Here is a 17,871-nt window from a genome sequence, read left to right as displayed (position 1 = left end):
GCGTGGGCGGCAAGCCGCCCACCCCACATGGTCCACGGGGTTGCAGGTCAGATGTTCACTGGTTCGGTGGTTCGGTGGTTCGGTGGTTCACAGGTTCACAGGCTCACAGGTTCACTGGTTCACAGGTTCACTGGTTCACTGGTTCACTGGTTCACATGGTTCACATGGTTCACATGGTTCATTGGTTCACATGGTTCACATGGTTCACATGGTTAATTGGTTCACATGGTTCCCATGCTTCATACAATGCATGAATCAGTCGTCCTGCTCCAGCCCATCCGGTCCCAGCATCAGCTGCGCCGCCTCGCTCGGCAGCGCCTCCACTGACTTGAGCTTGCGCGCCATCTGGCGGCTGCGCACCTCGGCGCTTTCGATGTTCTTGGCCGCCTTCTCCAGGGTCAGCTTGGTGGTCGCCAGCACGTCGCCGAATTTGGTGAACTCGGTCTTGACCGCCCCCAGCACCTGCCACACCTCGGACGAGCGCTTCTCGAGCGCCAGCGTGCGGAACCCCATCTGCAAGCTGTTCAGGAGCGCGGCCAGCGTCGACGGCCCGGCGATCGTCACCCGCAAGGTGCGCTGCAGGTCGTCGGCAAGGCCGGGACGGCGCATTACCTCGGCGTACAGGCCCTCGGTCGGCAGAAACAGGATGGCGAAGTCGGTCGTCTGCGGCGGCGACACGTACTTGTCGCAGATGGTGCGCGCCTCGCCCCTTACCGCCCGCTCCAGCTCGGCACCGGCGCGCGCCACGCCATCGGCGTCGGCCACGTCGGCGGCCGCCAGCAGGCGTTCGTACTGCTCTTTCGGAAACTTGGCGTCGATCGGCAGCCAGAGCGGCGCGCCGCCGTCGACGACGCCCGGCAGCTTGATCGCGAATTCGACGCGGGCGTTCGAACCGGCCACCGTCTCGACGTTCTTCGCGTACTGGTCGACCGTCAGCACCTGCTCCAGCAGCATCTCGAGCTGCACCTCGCCCCAGGTGCCGCGGGTCTTGACGTTGGTGAGCACGCGCTTCAGGTCGCCCACGCCGATGGCCAGCTGCTGCATCTCACCCAGGCCCTGGTGCACTTTCTCGAGCCGCTCGGATACCTGGCGGAACGATTCTGAAAGGCGCGTCTCGAGCGTCGCGTGCAGTTTTTCGTCGACCGTCTGGCGCATCTCTTCCAGGCGTTTCGCGTTATCGCCCTGCAGGTCGCGGATCTTGGTCTCCAGCGTGTTGCGCACTTCCAGCATGCGCTGGGCGTTCGATTCGGTGAGGTTGCCCAGGGTCTGCTGCAGGGTGTCGGCGAAGCGCTTCAGCGCGCGCGCCTGTTCTTCGCGCCCGCTGCTCGAATGGAGCTGCATCTGCTGGCGCATGCTGTCGAGTTGCTGGACGGTGGCGCCCAGGTTCTGCGCCATCGACTGGGTCAGGTGCGCGGCGAGTTCCTGGCGCGTGGATTGGGCACTCGACTGCAGCTCTTGCCGCAGTTCGCGCTCCAGGCGCTCGACATGGTTGCCGTCGCCATTGCCGCGCGTGCGCAGCAGGACGACGACCAGCAGGCCGGCATTGACCACGACGCCGACCAGGATGAGGATTTCGGCAACGGTCATGGGTGGCGATCAGTCACGCTTGTTCCGCATCCAGTCCGCGGTCTGGAAGAAGGAATTCATCATGCGCACGCGCAGCGTATCGTCGTAGCCCAGGTCTTCCATGGCCCAGGCCATGCAGCGCAGCCACTGGTCGCGTTCCGCACTGCCGATCGCGAACGGCAGGTGGCGCGCACGCAGGCGCGGGTGGCCGTAGCGCTCGATGTACAGGTCGGGACCGCCCATCCAGCCGGACAGGAACATGAAGGTCTTCTCGCGCGAGCTGTCGTTGGGGACAGGATGCATGGCGTGGATGCCGGCGAATTCGGGCTCCAGCTGCATCAGGTCATAGAAGCGGTCGACCAGCGCGCGCAGGCGCTCGCCGCCGCCCATCATCTCGTACAGGGTCTGCGGTTCGGCCTGTACTTCGTTGCTTGTTTCGGTGTGATGTTCAGACATGGCGCCATGATAGCGCACGGCCGCGGACCTTGTCCGCGGCCGTGCCATCATGGCGCCTATGCCTCGCGCAAGGTCTGCAACGGCGGTTGCCGCAACACCCCGCGCAGCCCGAGCCAGCCGCCCACGATCGCGCACAGCGCGCCGACGCACAGGCCCGCCAGCCACACACCGGGCTCGAACACCCAGGGGAACTTGAACTGGTACGTCGCCAGCGCCCAGCCCAGCGCCGCCGCGCCGGTCGCCGCCAGCAGGCCGGCCAGGCCGCCCACCAGCACGAACTCGATGCGCTGCGCCTGCGCCAGTTGCTGGCGCGTGGCGCCCAGCGCGCGCAGCAGGCCGGCCTCGCGCGTGCGCTCGGACGTCGATCCCATCAGCGCCGCATACAGCACCAGCACACCCGAGGCCAGCGTGAACAGGAACAGGAACTCGACCGCCGTCACCACCTGGTCCAGCACGTCCTGCAACTGGCGGATGATGCCCGAGACGTCGATCACGGTCAGGTTCGGATAGTTGCGCGTCAAGGCATTGCCGAGATTTGCGCCTTCAGGCGGCACGTGGAAGGCCGTCATGTAAGTGGTGGGCGCGTCCGCCATCGCCGCCGGATTGATGATGACGAAGAAGTTGGCGCGCATCGAGCCCCATTCGAGCTTGCGCACGCTGGTGATCTTCGCTTCGACCAGCAGACCCGCCATGTCGAAGCGCATGCTGTCGCCCAACTTGAGGCCCAGGCGCTCCATGATGCTCTGCTCGACCGAGGCCTCGGCCACGCCGGGACCATCGGTGAACCACTCGCCCTGCACCACCTCGTTCGCCAGCGGCAGCACGTTCGTGGTCGACAGGTTGAATTCACGGTTGGCCAGGCGCCGCGCCTCGCCGTCCGCGAAGGTGTCGCGCGTGATCGGCTTGTCGTTGAGCGCCGTCAGGCGGCCGCGGATCATCGGGTACAGCACCGGTTCCTTGACGCCGGCCGCCACCAGCTGGCCTTCGACGCCGGTCTTCTGCTCGGGGAGGATGTTGATCACGAAGCGGTTCGGCGCGTCGGCCGGCGTCGCCAGCTGCCACGCCGCCATCAGGTCGCCGCGCACCACGGTCAGGAGCAGCAGCGCCATCAGGCCCAGCGCCAGCGACACCACCTGCACCACGGTGGCGCCGGGACGGCGCTGCAGCGAAGTGACGGCGAAGCGCCAGGCCTGGTGCTTGAAGGCGCTGCGCATGCGGCGCAAGGCCTGCAACCCAAGCCAGGCCACCAGCGCAAAGAACGCGAAGCCGCCCAGGAAGCCGCCTGCGGTGATCAAGGCCAGGGTCGGGTCGCCCGCCTGCCACAGGAGCAGCAGGAAGAACACGCCGATGCCCAGGCCATAGGTCGCCAGCGCGGCCGGCCGCGGCGCACCCTGCTCGCGCCGGATCACGCGGTTGTGCGGCACGTTGCGCAACTGGAGGATCGGCGGCAGCGCAAAACCAACGAGCAGCAGCATGCCGGTCGCGATGCCCTGCAGCGCCGGCAGCGCCGACACCGGCGGCAGGTCGGTCCTGATCAGCGAGGCGATCATCTCGAGCAGCACGAAGTGGGCGCCGAAGCCGACCAGCACCCCGATCACGCTGCCCAACAGGCCGATGAATCCGAATTCGAGCAGGTACAGGACGGTGACCTGGTTCTGGGTCAGGCCCAGGCAGCGCAGCATGGCGCAGGCGTCCAGGTGGCGACCCATGAAGCGGCGCGCCGCCATCGCCACCGCAACCGCCGCCAGCATCGCCGACAAGAGGCCCACCAGGGACAGGAAGAGCCCCGCGCGGTCGAGCGTGGCGCGCATCTCCGGACGGCCGTTTTCCAGCGTCTCGATGCGCACGCCCTTGATATTGCTGGCCCGGATCTGCGCGCGCAACCACTGCTCGTAGTCGCGCACCGCCGCCATGTCGTTTGCGTCCTTCGAGGCGACCATCAGGCGGAAGCTCACCCGCGCGAAGTCGTCGACCAGGCCCGTGGCTTTCAGGTCGTCCAGCGCCAGCATCACGCGCGGCGCGAAGTTGGCGAACGAGGCGCCTTTATCGGGCTCGGTCGCGATCAGCTGGGCGATGCGGAACTGGCTGTTGCCCAGCGTGAGCGTGGCGCCGACCTCGGTGCGCAGTTGCGGCAGCAGGCCCGGATCGACCCACACCGTGCCGCGCGCCGGCACCTCGCGCGTCGGCTGGCCCTGCGCGCCACCGGCCGCAATCGGGTCGGTGGTGATGCTCATCTGGCCACGCAGCGGATAGCCCGGCGAGACGGCCTTGATCGACGACAGCTGGGCCAACGAGTCGTCGCCCTCGCCGGCTTGCGCCATGCTCGGGAAGGTGACGGTATCGGCCAGCACCAGGCCGCGCTTGAGCGCCTCGTCACGCCACTCCTGGCGCACCGGATCGTCGGTATTGACCAGCAGGTCGGCGCCGAGCAGCTGGTGGGCGTCGCGGTCCATGCCAGAGCGCATGCGGTCGATGAAGAAGCCGACCGAACTCAAGGCCGCCACCGCGACGATCAGCGCCACCAGCAGGAAGCGCAGCTCACCGGCGCGCCAGTCGCGCGCCGTCATGCGAAGAGCCTGGACGAACATGGATGGTCTCCGTTGTGGGATTCAGGCGGCGGCGAAGAACGCGTCGACTTCGGCCAGGAATGCGCGCTTGCGCTCCGGGTCGACGAAGGCGGCCTGGAAGCTGTTGCGCGCCAGCTGGCGCGCATGGCTTTCATCCAGCGGCAGCGCGTCGAAGGCGGCGAAATAATTCTCGTTGACGTAGCCGCCGAAATAGGCCGGATCGTCCGAGTTGACGGTCACCGCGAGATTGGCGTCGAGCAGCATGCGCAGGTTGTGCGAACCCATCACGTCGAACACGCGCAGCTTGATGTTCGACAGCGGGCACACGGTCAACGCCATCTGCTCGCGCGCCAGGCGCTCGACCAGCTCCGGGCTTTCGAGGCTGCGCACGCCGTGGTCGATGCGCTCGACCTTGAGCACGTCGAGCGCGCTTTCGATATAGGCTGGCGGCCCCTCTTCGCCCGCATGCGCGACCAGGCGCAGGCCGAGGCCGCGCGCACGCTCGAATACGCGCGCGAACTTCTCGGGCGGGTGGCCGACTTCGGACGAATCGAGGCCGACGCCGATGAACTTGTCGCGGTAAGGGAGCGACTCTTCGAGCGTGGCGATCGCTTCGTCTTCGGACAGGTGGCGCAGGAAGCACATGATCAGGCTGGCGCTGAGCGGCGCATCCTGGCAGGCGCGCCAGATGCCGTTGACGACGGTCTCGAACGGCACCCCGCGCGCAGTATGGGTTTGCGGATCGAAGAAGATCTCGGCGTGGCGGACGTTATCTGCATGCGCGCGCGCGAGATAGGCTGCGGTCATGTCGTAGAAGTCCTGTTCCTTCAGCAGCACGCTGGCGCCGGCATAGTAAATGTCGAGGAAGGACTGGAGATCGCTGAAAGCGTAGGCCTCGCGCAACGCTTCGACCGAGCTGTAGGCGAGCTTAACGCCATTTCTTTGCGCAAGCTCAAAAATAAGTTCTGGTTCGAGCGAGCCCTCGATGTGGATGTGCAGTTCTGCCTTGGGCATGTTCTGCAGCAGGTCGCGCAGGCGTTCGTCGAGCATGGTTTTCTCCAGCAGGTACATCAGTAAATATGCGAAGTGCGGGCCGATCGGCCATGCCGACCGGAACCGATCGACAAGTGTAACGCATGCCGGCTTTCCAGCCGCGCCGCGGCGAAAACAGCCCGGTTCGTCTATGGAGGCATACCCAAGGACGGACCCGATTCGCGTGCGCCGTGTGTTGAGCAGTTCGTGCACTATCGGCGCACAACGGAAGAAAATGGAACTACCGCCGGCATGCCGCTCTTCTCGTTCAAACCGGCCTCGACGCCGTGTTCCGGTCCCATCTTCCCAGGGCCGCCGCGACGCCTGCAAAAACCGACTTTCGATCGTTACATTCTGCACGCTTTACCACTTCAACAGCTCGCACGACACTGCTTTGACTTCGGAAACTAATAGGCACATAATAAATTTCATAAACGCAAAAAAAATCGTTCTCCAAAGCGCATGGATTTGGCTATCCGCCTGATCGACAACAAAGCAAGCGCACGTGAATTCCACAAACGGCGCCGGCCATCCCGGCGCGGCACGTGTCGACCGAAACTGGAGTACGTGACAAAGATACCGGGGCCCCGGGCAGCTCCAGCATGAGCTGCTGTGACAGTGATTCGTTGTTGGCACATTAAAGGAACTTCAATGAGCATCTTTGAAAACTATGCGGCCCGTTATGAGCGTACCCGGGAAGAGGAATACTCTCTCGCCGAATTCCTCCAGCTATGCAAGAAAGACCCGCTGACGTACGCCAGCGCGCCGGAGCGCATGCTGGCCGCGATCGGCGAGCCGACCCTGGTCGATACGCGCCTCGATCCCCGCCAGTCGCGCATCTTCGCCAACAAGGTGATCAAGATCTATCCGGCCTTCCGCGAGTTCTACGGCATGGAAGAAGTGATCGAGCAGGTCGTGTCTTATTTCCGCCATGCGGCGCAAGGACTCGAGGAGCGCAAGCAGATCCTGTATTTACTCGGCCCGGTCGGCGGCGGCAAATCGTCGATCGCCGAAAAACTCAAGAGCCTGATGGAACTCGTGCCCTTCTATGCGATCAAGGGCTCGCCGGTGAATGAATCGCCGCTGGGCCTGTTCAGCGAAGAAGAAGACGGCACCATCCTCGAAGAAGACTACGGCATCCCGCGCCGCTACCTGCGCGCCATTCCAAGTCCGTGGGCCGTCAAGCGCCTGCACGAATACGGCGGCGACATCAATAAATTCCGCGTCGTCAAACGCTATCCGTCGATCCTCAAGCAGATCGCGATTTCAAAAACGGAACCGGGCGACGAAAACAACCAGGATATCTCTTCGCTGGTCGGCAAGGTCGACATCCGCAAGCTCGAGGATTTCCCGCAAGACGATCCGGACGCCTACAGCTATTCCGGCGGGCTGTGCCTGGCGAACCAGGGCCTGATGGAATTCGTCGAGATGTTCAAGGCGCCGATCAAGGTGCTGCACCCGCTGCTCACCGCCACGCAAGAGGGCAACTACAAGGGTACCGAAGGCTTCGGCGCGATCCCGTTCGACGGCATCGTGCTGGCCCACTCGAACGAATCCGAGTGGAAGACCTTCCGCAACAACCGCAACAACGAGGCGTTCCTCGACCGCATCTATATCGTGAAGGTGCCGTATTGCCTGCGCGTGTCCGATGAAATCCAGATCTACGACAAGCTGCTGCGCAACTCCTCGCTCGACAAGGCGCCGTGCGCACCCGGCACCCTGCGCATGATGTCGCAATTTGCCGTGCTGTCGCGCCTGAAGGACCCCGAGAACTCGAGCATCTTCTCCAAGATGCTGGTCTACGATGGCGAAAACCTCAAGGACACCGATCCGAAGGCCAAGTCGCTGCATGAATACGTCGACTATGCCGGCGTGGACGAAGGCATGAACGGCCTGTCGACCCGCTTCGCCTTCAAGATCCTGTCAAAGGTCTTCAACTTCGACAATACCGAGGTGGCGGCCAATCCGGTACACCTGCTGTATGTGCTCGAGCAGCAGATCGAGCGCGAGCAGTTCCCGCCGGAGACCGAACAGCGCTACCTCTCGTATATCAAGGAACACCTGGCGCAGCGCTATGTCGATTTCATCGGCAAGGAGATTCAAACCGCCTACCTGGAAAGCTATTCCGAGTATGGCCAGAACATCTTCGACCGCTACGTGACCTTTGCCGACTTCTGGATCCAGGACCAGGAATTCCGCGATCCCGATACCGGGGAGAGTTTCGACCGCGAATCGCTCAATTCCGAACTGGAAAAGATCGAGAAACCGGCCGGGATTTCAAATCCGAAAGATTTCCGCAACGAGATCGTCAACTTCAGCCTCAGGGCACGCGCGACCAATGCCGGCAAGAATCCGGCCTGGACCAGCTACGAGAAGTTCCGCAGCGTGATCGAGAAGAAGATGTTCTCGAATACCGAGGAACTGTTGCCGGTGATTTCCTTCAATGCAAAAGCGAGTGCCGAGGATGCGAACAAGCATGCCGACTTCGTGGCCCGCATGGTAGAGAAAGGCTATACACCTAAGCAGGTGCGTCTGTTGTGCGAATGGTATTTGCGTGTGCGCAAGTCCTCTTAACGGCGCCCATGCGCGCTACCGGCAACGTAGGGTGGACGGCTCTGCCGTCCACGCGTTCAAACCAAGTACGCGATGTGGCAGATCAAGCAGTAGCAACGTAGGGTGGACGGCTCTGCCGTCCACGCGTTCAAACCAAGTACGCGATGTGGCAGATCAAGCAGTAGCAACGTAGGGTGGACGGCTCTGCCGTCCACGCGTTCAAACCAAGTACGCGATGTGACAGATCAAGCAGTAGCAACGTAGGGTGGACGGCTCTGCCGTCCACGCGTTCAAACCAAGTACGCGATGTAACAGATCAAGCAGTAGCAACGTAGGGTGGACGGCTCTGCCGTCCACGCGTTCAAAATCAAGTACGCGATGTGGCAGATCAAGCGTTAGTTGAACGCGTGGACGGAGAATCCGTCCACCCTACGCCCGGGGCGTTGCTGTGTGGCCGCAGGCTGCCACACAGCAACCGGCAACGATACGCGTGCGTCGCACGCTCGTTCGCGTAGCGTATTAAGATAGGGGTGTCGTCGCTTGCGACGGCGCCAGGGCGCGAGCGGTAGATCGTGTGCCGACAGTTCCGCGCTTATATTGAGCATGAGCAGGAGGCCTGTTTTGACTTACCTCATCGACCGTCGCTTGCAGGGCAAGAACAAGTCAGCGGTCAACCGCGAACGCTTCCTGCGCCGTTACAAGGCGCAGATCAAGGACGCGGTCGGCCGCGCGATCAAGGGCCGTTCGATCACCGACATCGAGAACGGCGAAAAGGTCACCATTCCCGTCAAGGACGTGAATGAACCCCATTTCGGCCACGCCCACGGCGGCGTCTACGAAACCGTCAACCCCGGCAATACCGAATACCAGAAGGGCGACCAGTTCAACCGGCCACTCGGTGGCGCCGGGGGGCCCGGACGCGGGCGCGCCGGCAATAGCGAACAGACTGTCGAGGACGACTTCATCTTCGAGCTATCGCGCGAAGAATTCATGAATTATTTCTTCGAGGATCTTGAGCTGCCGAATATGGTCAAGACGCAGCTGACCCAGACCATCGAGTACAAGAACCAGCGCGCCGGCTACAACGTGTCCGGCACGCCGTCGAACATCCATGTGCTGCGCTCGCTGCGCGGCGCACTTGGGCGCCGCATCGCCGTCGGCGGCCCGGCCCGGCGCCGCCTGGCCGAAGCCGAGGAAGCACTGCAGGCCTTGCTCGACGAAGGCGCCCCGTCCGACGACGAGCAGGTGATCGAACTGAAGGACCGCATCCACCACCTGCACATCCGCCTCAACGCCATTCCCTTCATCGATCCGTTCGACCTGCGTTACTCGAACCGGATCAAGGTACCCAAGCCCAGCACCCAGGCCGTGATGTTCTGCATCATGGACGTGTCGGGCTCGATGGACGAGACACGCAAGGACACGGCCAAGCGCTTCTTCATCCTGCTGTATCTGTTCCTCAAGCGGGTCTACGAGAAAATCGACGTCGTCTTCATCCGCCACCACACGGCGGCGGCCGAGGTCGACGAGAACGAGTTCTTCCACTCGCGCGAGTCGGGCGGCACGGTGGTGTCCTCGGCCCTGCACCTGCTGCAGAAAGTGATCGCCGAGCGCTACGGCAGCGCCGACTGGAACGCCTACGTGGCGCAAGCGTCCGACGGCGACAACTGGGACAACGACTCGGTGCTGTGCAAGCAGATTCTTACCAGCGCGATCATGCCGCGCGTGCAGTATTACACCTATGTCGAGATCACCGATGGACCGCCGCAAAACCTGTGGGAACAGTACTGCGACGTCGCCGCCCAGCACCGCAATTTCGCGATGCAGAAGATCGTGACCCCGGCCGACATCTATCCGGTATTCCGGGAACTGTTCAAGAAGCAGGCCAAATAGCCTGCGGAACGCGTCACGGCAATACCTGCAGCCAATAGCGAGGCGCTTATGCCAAGAGATCCAAGCAATCCGCGCGCCCTGCCCGAACAGTCGGAGTGGACCTTCGACCTGATCGAGCAGGCGCACGAAGAAATCAAGCGGGTGGCCAAGCGCTACGGCCTGGACACCTATCCGAACCAGCTCGAGATCATCACTGCCGAGCAGATGATGGATGCCTACACCTCGGTAGGGATGCCGGTATCGTATAACCACTGGTCATTCGGCAAGCACTTCCTGAGCACCGAAAAAAGCTACCGCCGCGGCCAGATGGGCCTGGCGTACGAGATCGTCATCAACTCGAATCCCTGCATCGCCTACCTGATGGAAGAGAACAGCCTGACAATGCAGGCGCTGGTGATCGCCCACGCCGCCTACGGCCACAACTCTTTCTTCAAGGGCAATTACCTGTTCCGCAGCTGGACCGATGCCGACGCCATCGTCGACTACATGGTGTTTGCCAAGAACTATATCGCCGAGTGCGAGCAGCGCTATGGCATCGATGCGGTCGAGGAATTGCTCGATTCCTGCCACGCGCTGCAGAACTATGGCGTCGACCGCTACAAGCGGCCGGCCAAGCTGTCGGTGGCGCAAGAAGCGGCGCGCACCAAGGAACGCGAGGAATACGCCCAGTCGCAAGTCAATTCGATCTGGCGCACCCTGCCCCAGCGCGAAGAACAGGCGGCGGCGGCGGATACGCCGCCCCACCGCTTCCCGCCCGAACCCGAAGAAAACCTGCTGTATTTCATCGAGAAATACGCGCCCCTGCTCGAACCCTGGCAGCGCGAACTGGTGCGCATCACGCGCAAGATCTCGCAGTATTTTTATCCGCAGCGCCAGACCCAGGTGATGAACGAGGGCTGGGCCACCTTCTGGCACTACACGATCCTGCAAGACCTGTACAAGGAAGGGATCGTCGGCGACGGCTTCATGCTCGAGTTCCTGCAAAGCCATACCAACGTGGTCTACCAGCCGCCCGCGAACAGCCCGTATTACACCGGGATCAACCCCTACGCGCTCGGTTTCGCGATGATGACCGATATCCGGCGCATTTGCGAAAACCCGACCGATGAAGACAAGGCCTGGTTCCCGGACATCGCCGGCAGCGACTGGCTCAAGACGCTCGACTTCGCGATGCGCAACTTCAAGGACGAGAGCTTTATCGCGCAATACCTGTCGCCCAAGCTGATCCGTGACTTCCACTTCTTCGCCGTGCTGGACGACGACCGCAGCGACAAGCTGACGATCTCGGCCATCCACGACGAGGCCGGCTACCGGTACGTGCGCCACAGGCTGGCCGAGCAATACAACCTGGGCAGCCGCGAGCCGAACATCCAGGTCTGGCAAGTCAATACGCGCGACGACCGCGCCCTGACCCTGCGCCACACGCAATACAACCGCCGTCCGCTCAACGGCCAGGCGCAAGAGGTCCTCAAGCACGTGGCGCGGCTGTGGGGCTTCGACGTGCGGCTTGAAACAGCCGATCCGACGGGCCACGTGGTCAGCTTCCTGGAATGCCGGCGCGAGAAGCGCGGACGGTAGTCGCCGGCCTGGCGCGTCGATAAGCCGTGCCACGCACGGTGCACAGGGGCTCCCGCTGTGGATGGCATGGCGTGGGCGGGGTTCCCGTCCACGCGTTCACGACGGCCTGCATGGCCGCAATCACCGACTCGGCCGACCGTCGTCGACCACGGTCGCTGCCGACCAAGGCGCGACGGGTTGTTGTATACAGTGTGGGCGACTTTTGCCGCCGACGCGCCGATCATGCGCGCCTCCACCCGCCGCACGCCACGCCGGCCGGCGATCACCGCATCGGCGGCATGGCGTGGCCAGCCAGAGCCAACCCCAGCTGCGCCCCACCAGCACCTCCGCCTACTTATGCATGTTCAATTACCTGTCCGACTATCGCCAATATACGTATTTCATGGTATGTTCCAAACATCAGATGTTAGCGCTGTCACAACCAAGTCATGGCAATGTGCTGGTGAAGGGCCTAGCAAATCTAAGTAATATAGTTTGTCGCAGAGGGTGTGGATGCGCGCAGCTTCCGTTCTCTCAAGATGAAGTAGTTATATAGCGTTCGTTTGACACATCTCAAACGCTATAACGGGTATCACTTTTATCTATAGCTTGTGTACGCCTGAGACGGCTACCATGCACTCCCGGCCCAGGCCGGTAAAAGATGAAAATCGGCTATTGTTTGCAAAATAACCAGTTTTAAGTAATGGGAAATTTTCCAAATCGTCGATTTAACGTCATAAATTTGGTGAATTTGGCATCCGCATTGATCTTCCACGTATGAGGAGAATCGCTACATAAAACTACAAATTTTCCGGCCTTCCGGACCCCGCAAAACGACCTCGCCGAGCTTGTATAGATGAGCTTGTTTGCCAGCATTTACAGGTAGTTAGCGCACCTTTCGACGCCGTAAAAATGTATGTGCAAAAAAGAATTCGTAGGTATAATTCTTCGATGTCCCGGATGCGGCTCTAGGCTTTTGTCGTGTTTAGTGGGTTTGGTAGCAACAAAAAAGAGTTGGTATTGGAGAAATATGGCATGAATTTTTCGAATGAGAAGCAACCCGGGAAAAATTTCACAGGATTCATCGTTGTCCTCATCCTTCACGTCCTCGTGGGATGGGCACTCGTTGCGGGCCTGGGTACCCGGATCGTCAGCAAGGTGACCGAAGCGGTTGAAACCAAGCTGATCGAAGAGGTAGCACCGCCGCCGCCGCCGGAAACCCCGCCGCCGCCGCCGCCGCCAGAAATGAAAGCGCCGCCGCCGCCGTTCATCCCGCCGGTCGAAGTGCAAGTGCAGCAACCGCCGCCACCGCAAAACACGATCGCGACCGCGACCACCACGCCGCCGCCGACCACCCAGCTGGCTCCGCCGGCTCCGCCAGCACCTCCGGCTCCGCCGGCACCGCCGGCACGTGGCCCGAGCCGCACCGAGGCAGTCGCTGACTTTAATACTTGCGCACGTCCGGAATACCCACGTTCGTCGCAGCGCAATGAAGAAACCGGTACCACGACCCTGCAGTTCCTGATCGGTGTCGATGGTCGGGTGATGGAAGCCAAGCTGGCGAAGTCGAGTGGCTTCCGTGACTTGGACCGAGCCGCTCAATCGGCTCTGAGCAAATGCCGATTCAAGCCCGCCATGATTGATGGCAAGCCGGAACAGGCGTGGACAGCGGTGCAGTACGTCTGGACGCTGGAATAAAACCGAGACAGGTCACCGTCTCAAACTTTGATTGTCGTTGTCATTAAGTTCAGCGAACTGTCTATTTAATATCTTTGGAGGAAGCATGTTTAAGAATACCCGTTTGTCCGCTTTCCTGGCGGCTGTCCTGTTGTCGGTAACTGCAGCATCGGCTCTGGTCTCGGCCCCTGCCTTCGCTCAAGAAACCCCGGCAACCGACGCAGCTGCGCCAGCAGCGACCGACGCAGCTGCACCAGCTGTTGATCCAGCTGCTGCTCCTGCAGACGCTGCTGCTCCGGCAGATGCTGGCGCGCCAGCCGCTGCTCCAGGCGGCGAGCAGACCGAAGAAGTCTACAACCCGTACGGCCTGCAAGCCATGTGGGAACACGGCGACTTCGTCAACAAGGGCACCCTGATCATCCTGTCGCTGATGTCGATCGGTTCGTGGTACATCATCATCACCAAGCTGATCGACCAGCAGAAGATCATGAAGCAGTCGAAAGACATGCAAGCCAAGTTCTGGAAAGCACCGTCGATCGCTGCTGGTTCGGCTCAGCTGAAAGAAGGCTCGCCATTCCGCTTCATCGCTGAAACCGGCACCAAGGCAACCCAGCACCACGACGGCGCCCTGCTCGAGCAGATCGACCTGTCGACCTGGGTCACCATGCAGATCCAGCGCGCAGTGGACCGCGTCCAGTCGCGTCTGCAAGACGGCCTGTCGTTCCTGGCAACCGTTGGTTCGACCTCGCCGTTCATCGGTCTGTTCGGTACCGTCTGGGGCATCTACAACGCACTGACCGCCATCGGCATGTCGGGTAACGCATCGATCGACAAGGTTGCAGGTCCAGTCGGTGAAGCACTGATCATGACCGCCTTCGGTCTGTTCGTTGCAGTTCCTGCCGTCCTGGGTTACAACTGGCTGGTGCGTCGTAACAAGACCGTCCTGGAAGACATCCGTTCGTTCTCGGCCGACGTTCACTCGGTCCTGATCTCGGGCGCCATGTCGACCTCGAACGCAGCTGCCGCAGCTAAAAAGATTGGATAAATCATGTCGATGAGTGTCGGTTCCGATTCCGGAGAAGATGCACTGAACTCAGAGATCAACACGACGCCACTCGTTGACATCATGTTGGTTCTGCTGATCATCTTCCTGATCACTAGCCCGGTGGTGCTGAATCTGCAGAAAGTCAATCTGCCTGCAGAAGAGAACCAGGTCACGCTGACCAAGCCGGAAGACGTGAACATCACCGTCAATAAAGACGGCGAGATGTACTACAACCAGACTCACCTCGCGAATACGGACGAGCTGTTCAAGTTCCTCGCGGAGCAGTCGGTGAAAGTGCCGCAACCGGCGGTGAAAGTTCGTGGCGACCAGGAAGCCCGCTACGAAGCGATCGGCCGGGTGATCTACACGGCACAACGTGCTGGTGTGCAGAAGGTTGGTTTCGTTATTCAGCCTGAATAAAGCTGATGACCCGGCACGCGGCGCCTGGCTTTCGAGCCGGGCGCCGTAACCTTCTCCCCAACATTTGATAAGGACACACCCATGAGTATGAACGTAGGTGGAGGCGGCTCCGCAGCAGCAGCCGATCCGGAACCGATGATGGAAATGAACATGACGCCGTTGATCGACGTCTTGCTCGTTCTGATCATCATGCTGATTATCACGATTCCGAAGCAAGACCACTCGGTCAATCTGAACATGCCAGTTGGTAACCCGCCGCAAAGCGATATCAAACCGGTCGTGATCACGATCGACGTGGACTTTGACGGCACCATCCTCTGGGATGGCGAAGTCATCCCGGATCGTGCGGCCCTCGAAGCCAAGATGAACGCCGTTGCAGCCATGCCTGACCAGCCTGAAGTGCACTTGCGCCCTAATAAGCTGGTAGAGTACAAGGTTGTTGCCGGTGTCATGGCATCTGCCCAGCGTATTGGCGTCACCAAAATCGGCATGGTCGGTAACGAGCAGTTCCAGTAATCGTTCCATGTTTGACCAACACGGCAGGGCTATCCCTGCCGTGTCCATTTTGAAATAAGGATTTTTCAGATGATCAAGTTCCGTCTCGCTCACCTCAGCCTCGCACTGGCCGCATTGGGCTTTACCGCGGTCACCCCGGTAATCGGCCTGTCTTCCGCCGCGGCGCAGGAAGCGCTGCGCGCGGAGATCGGCAAACCGCTGCAGCAAGCCCAGGCCCAGATGAAGCAGGGCAAGCACAAGGATGCACTGGCAACCCTGCGCGGACTGGACAAGGTGGGCAACAAGTCGTCCAACGAAAACTACCTGATCGAGCGCGTGCGCGCCGCGGCAGCTTCGTCGGCCGGCGACTACGATACCGCCGCCAAATCGTTCGAAGCCCTGCTCAATTCGGGCAAGCTGAGCGCCAACGAGCGTTCGCAATTCTCCGAAGGCCTGGTGGGCATCTATATGCGCGCCGGCGACCTGAACAAGGCAAACGCCACCATCCAGAACCTGCTCAAGCAGAAGGATGATCCAAAACTGCGCGCTTACCTGCTGCAGAACTATTACAAGCAAGGCAATACCGCTGCCCTCGAGCAAGAACTGCGCACTATCGAGAAAAGCGGCCGCCTGACCGAAGACCAGTTGGGCATGCTGGCCAATATCCAGCTCAAGAAGAACGATACCGCCGGCTACGTGCGCACCATCGAGAGGCTGGCCACCAGCTATCCGAAGGCCCAGTACTGGACCGACCTGCTGAACCGCGTGCAGCGCCAGAAGGGTTACTCGCAGCGCCTGAACGTCGACGTCTACCGCCTGAAGCTGGCCAATAACCTGCTCAAGAAGCCGAGCGAGTTCATGGAAATGGCCCAGCTCGTGCTGCAGGCGAAAGCCCCGGCCGAAGCGCTCAAGATCATCGACAAGGGCTACAAGGCCGGCGCCCTGGGCACCGGCACCGATGCCGCACGTCATCAGCGCCTGAAGGAACTGGCAGAGAAGAACCTGGCAGAGCAAAACAAGAACTTCGCGACCCTGGAAGCCGAGCACGCCGCCGTCAAGGACAACGACTCGCTGGTGGGCCTGGGCTATGCACTGGTGCAGGCAGGCCAGGCTGACAAGGGCCTGAAGATGATGGAAGCGGCAATCAAGGCCGGTGGCCTGAAGAACGCCGACGACGCCAAGCTGCGCCTGGGCGAAGCCTACGCAGCGGCCGGCAAGAAGCAGCAAGCCATCGCCACGCTCAAGACCGTGGGCGGCAAGGACGGCACCGCCGAACTGGCCCGCTACTGGATCATGGCGATCAACAGCCCACTGAGCTGATCGGCCTGTCCCCGCGCAAGCGGGGTCGCGCCTGGCCTGCGAAAGCGGCATCATCCCGTCGTCCCCGCCCAGGCGGGGCCCAAGTTTGCCTGCATTGCGACATTGCAGGCAGTACCTGGGTCCCCGCCTCCGCGGGGACGACGTCATTCTGCATCAGCAATCCCCGCAGCCGTCGCCCATATGCAACTACCTAGTTACCGTATAATCAGGGTTTTGGCGCCGCACCATTGTCGCGCGGCTTGCAACCGGACCCAGATTTGATGAAGGTATTTCGCGGACTTCCCAACGACAGGGCGCGCGCGCCCTGCGCGCTCACGATCGGCAATTTCGACGGCGTCCATCGCGGCCACCAGGCCCTGCTGGCGCATGTGCGCAGCGCCGCCGCCGCGCTCGGCGTGGAAGCCGCCGTGATGACGTTCGAGCCCCACCCGCGCGAATACTTCGCCCATAAATCGGGCGACCTGTCGCGTGCCCCGGCGCGCATCGCCAACCTGCGCGACAAGCTCGAAGACCTCGACCACGCCGGCATCGACCGCGTGATCGTCGAGCATTTCAACGAACAATTCGCCGCCATGTCGCCGCGCGACTTCATCGAGCGGGTGCTGGTCGACGGCCTGCACGTCAAGTGGCTGATGGTCGGCGACGATTTCCGCTTCGGCGCGCGGCGCCAGGGCGACATCGCGATGCTGGTCGAGGCCGGCCGCGAATTCGGCTTCGAGGTCCACACCCTGGACGCCGTCATGCTCGGCGACCAGCGCATCTCGTCATCGGCCGTGCGCGCCGCCCTGCTCGAAGGCGATTTCTTCCGCACCGGTGAACTGCTCGGCCACCCGTATGCGATGTCGGGCCACGTGATCCACGGCCAGAAGCTGGGCCGCACGCTCGGCTTTCCGACCATGAACCTGCGCGTCGCCCACCGCCCTGCCCTGTCCGGCATCTTCGTCGTGCAGGTCCACGGCCTGGCCGACGCGCCACTGCCGGCGGTGGCCAGCCTGGGCGTGCGGCCGACCGTCGAGGATGCCGGCCGTATGCTGCTCGAGGTCCATGTATTCGACTATGCCCAGCAATGCTACGGCAAGCTGGTGCGCGTGGAATTCCTGGCCAAGCTGCGCGACGAAGAGAAATACGACGACCTCGCCACGCTCACCGCCGCGATCGACAATGACGCGGAGCAGGCGCGCGCCTTCTTCGCCCAACGCCATAGCGCGCTGACGGCGACCGACCGAATTTGAGCGCGTTTCCCGGCCGTCGCCTCGACGTCCTGGAAGCGCCTCACCCGACTCTGCCGCG

Annotated in this window: 13 protein-coding genes; 9 read left to right on the top strand and 4 right to left on the bottom strand. The window is 61.9% G+C overall.

Annotated features, from left to right (window positions below):
* Positions 1-255: 255 nt before the first annotated feature.
* Genes AC56KW_RS15760 through AC56KW_RS15745 form a run of 4 tightly spaced genes read right to left on the bottom strand, consistent with a single transcriptional unit; the run spans position 256 to position 5,639 of the window.
* The gene (locus tag AC56KW_RS15760; RefSeq protein ID WP_497171619.1) at positions 256-1,587 is read right to left on the bottom strand and encodes a DNA recombination protein RmuC; all 1,332 of its coding nucleotides are present in this window, start codon (positions 1,585-1,587) and stop codon (positions 256-258) included.
* 9 nt (positions 1,588-1,596) lie between these two features.
* Positions 1,597-2,022 (bottom strand): group II truncated hemoglobin, encoded by a 426-nt coding sequence (locus tag AC56KW_RS15755; RefSeq protein WP_497171618.1) that lies wholly within the window; start codon positions 2,020-2,022, stop codon positions 1,597-1,599.
* Positions 2,023-2,078: 56 nt separating this feature from the next.
* Positions 2,079-4,610, bottom strand: coding sequence for an ABC transporter permease (locus tag AC56KW_RS15750; protein WP_497171617.1), 2,532 nt, complete (start codon positions 4,608-4,610; stop codon positions 2,079-2,081).
* A gap of 21 nt (positions 4,611-4,631) precedes the next feature.
* The gene (locus AC56KW_RS15745) at positions 4,632-5,639 is read right to left on the bottom strand and encodes an adenosine deaminase (RefSeq protein ID WP_497171616.1); all 1,008 of its coding nucleotides are present in this window, start codon (positions 5,637-5,639) and stop codon (positions 4,632-4,634) included.
* A 633-nt stretch (positions 5,640-6,272) separates the two neighbouring features.
* On the opposite strand from AC56KW_RS15745, the gene AC56KW_RS15740 reads away from it, so the two are divergent.
* From AC56KW_RS15740 to AC56KW_RS15700, 9 genes are all read left to right on the top strand, one after another.
* Positions 6,273-8,195 carry a PrkA family serine protein kinase gene (locus AC56KW_RS15740; RefSeq protein WP_497171615.1) on the top strand — a complete coding sequence of 641 codons (1,923 nt, stop codon included), beginning with the start codon at positions 6,273-6,275 and terminating at the stop codon, positions 8,193-8,195.
* Between the two features lie 600 nt (positions 8,196-8,795).
* On the top strand, positions 8,796-10,067 hold the full coding sequence (locus AC56KW_RS15735) for a YeaH/YhbH family protein (RefSeq protein WP_497171614.1): 1,272 nt from the start codon (positions 8,796-8,798) through the stop codon (positions 10,065-10,067).
* A 48-nt stretch (positions 10,068-10,115) separates the two neighbouring features.
* Entirely contained in the window at positions 10,116-11,645 is a 1,530-nt protein-coding gene (locus AC56KW_RS15730; RefSeq protein WP_497171613.1) for a SpoVR family protein, read from the top strand.
* Positions 11,646-12,659: 1,014 nt separating this feature from the next.
* On the top strand, positions 12,660-13,322 hold the full coding sequence (locus AC56KW_RS15725; protein ID WP_497171743.1) for an energy transducer TonB: 663 nt from the start codon (positions 12,660-12,662) through the stop codon (positions 13,320-13,322).
* Between the two features lie 85 nt (positions 13,323-13,407).
* Positions 13,408-14,346, top strand: a complete 939-nt coding sequence (locus AC56KW_RS15720; protein WP_497171612.1) for a MotA/TolQ/ExbB proton channel family protein — start codon at positions 13,408-13,410, stop codon at positions 14,344-14,346.
* Between the two features lie 3 nt (positions 14,347-14,349).
* Positions 14,350-14,766, top strand: a complete 417-nt coding sequence (locus AC56KW_RS15715) for an ExbD/TolR family protein (protein ID WP_497171611.1) — start codon at positions 14,350-14,352, stop codon at positions 14,764-14,766.
* Positions 14,767-14,847: 81 nt separating this feature from the next.
* Entirely contained in the window at positions 14,848-15,282 is a 435-nt protein-coding gene (locus tag AC56KW_RS15710; protein WP_497171610.1) for an ExbD/TolR family protein, read from the top strand.
* A 69-nt stretch (positions 15,283-15,351) separates the two neighbouring features.
* Positions 15,352-16,581: a tetratricopeptide repeat protein gene (locus AC56KW_RS15705; protein WP_497171609.1), complete on the top strand. Its 1,230-nt coding sequence runs from the start codon at positions 15,352-15,354 to the stop codon at positions 16,579-16,581.
* Between the two features lie 260 nt (positions 16,582-16,841).
* The gene (locus AC56KW_RS15700) at positions 16,842-17,813 is read left to right on the top strand and encodes a bifunctional riboflavin kinase/FAD synthetase (protein ID WP_497171608.1); all 972 of its coding nucleotides are present in this window, start codon (positions 16,842-16,844) and stop codon (positions 17,811-17,813) included.
* Positions 17,814-17,871 lie beyond the last annotated feature (58 nt).

Source organism: Telluria sp. RT2P19, assembly GCF_059685725.1.
Note: the sequence above shows the minus strand (reverse complement) of the source record. Positions and strands in the feature narration are given on the sequence as shown.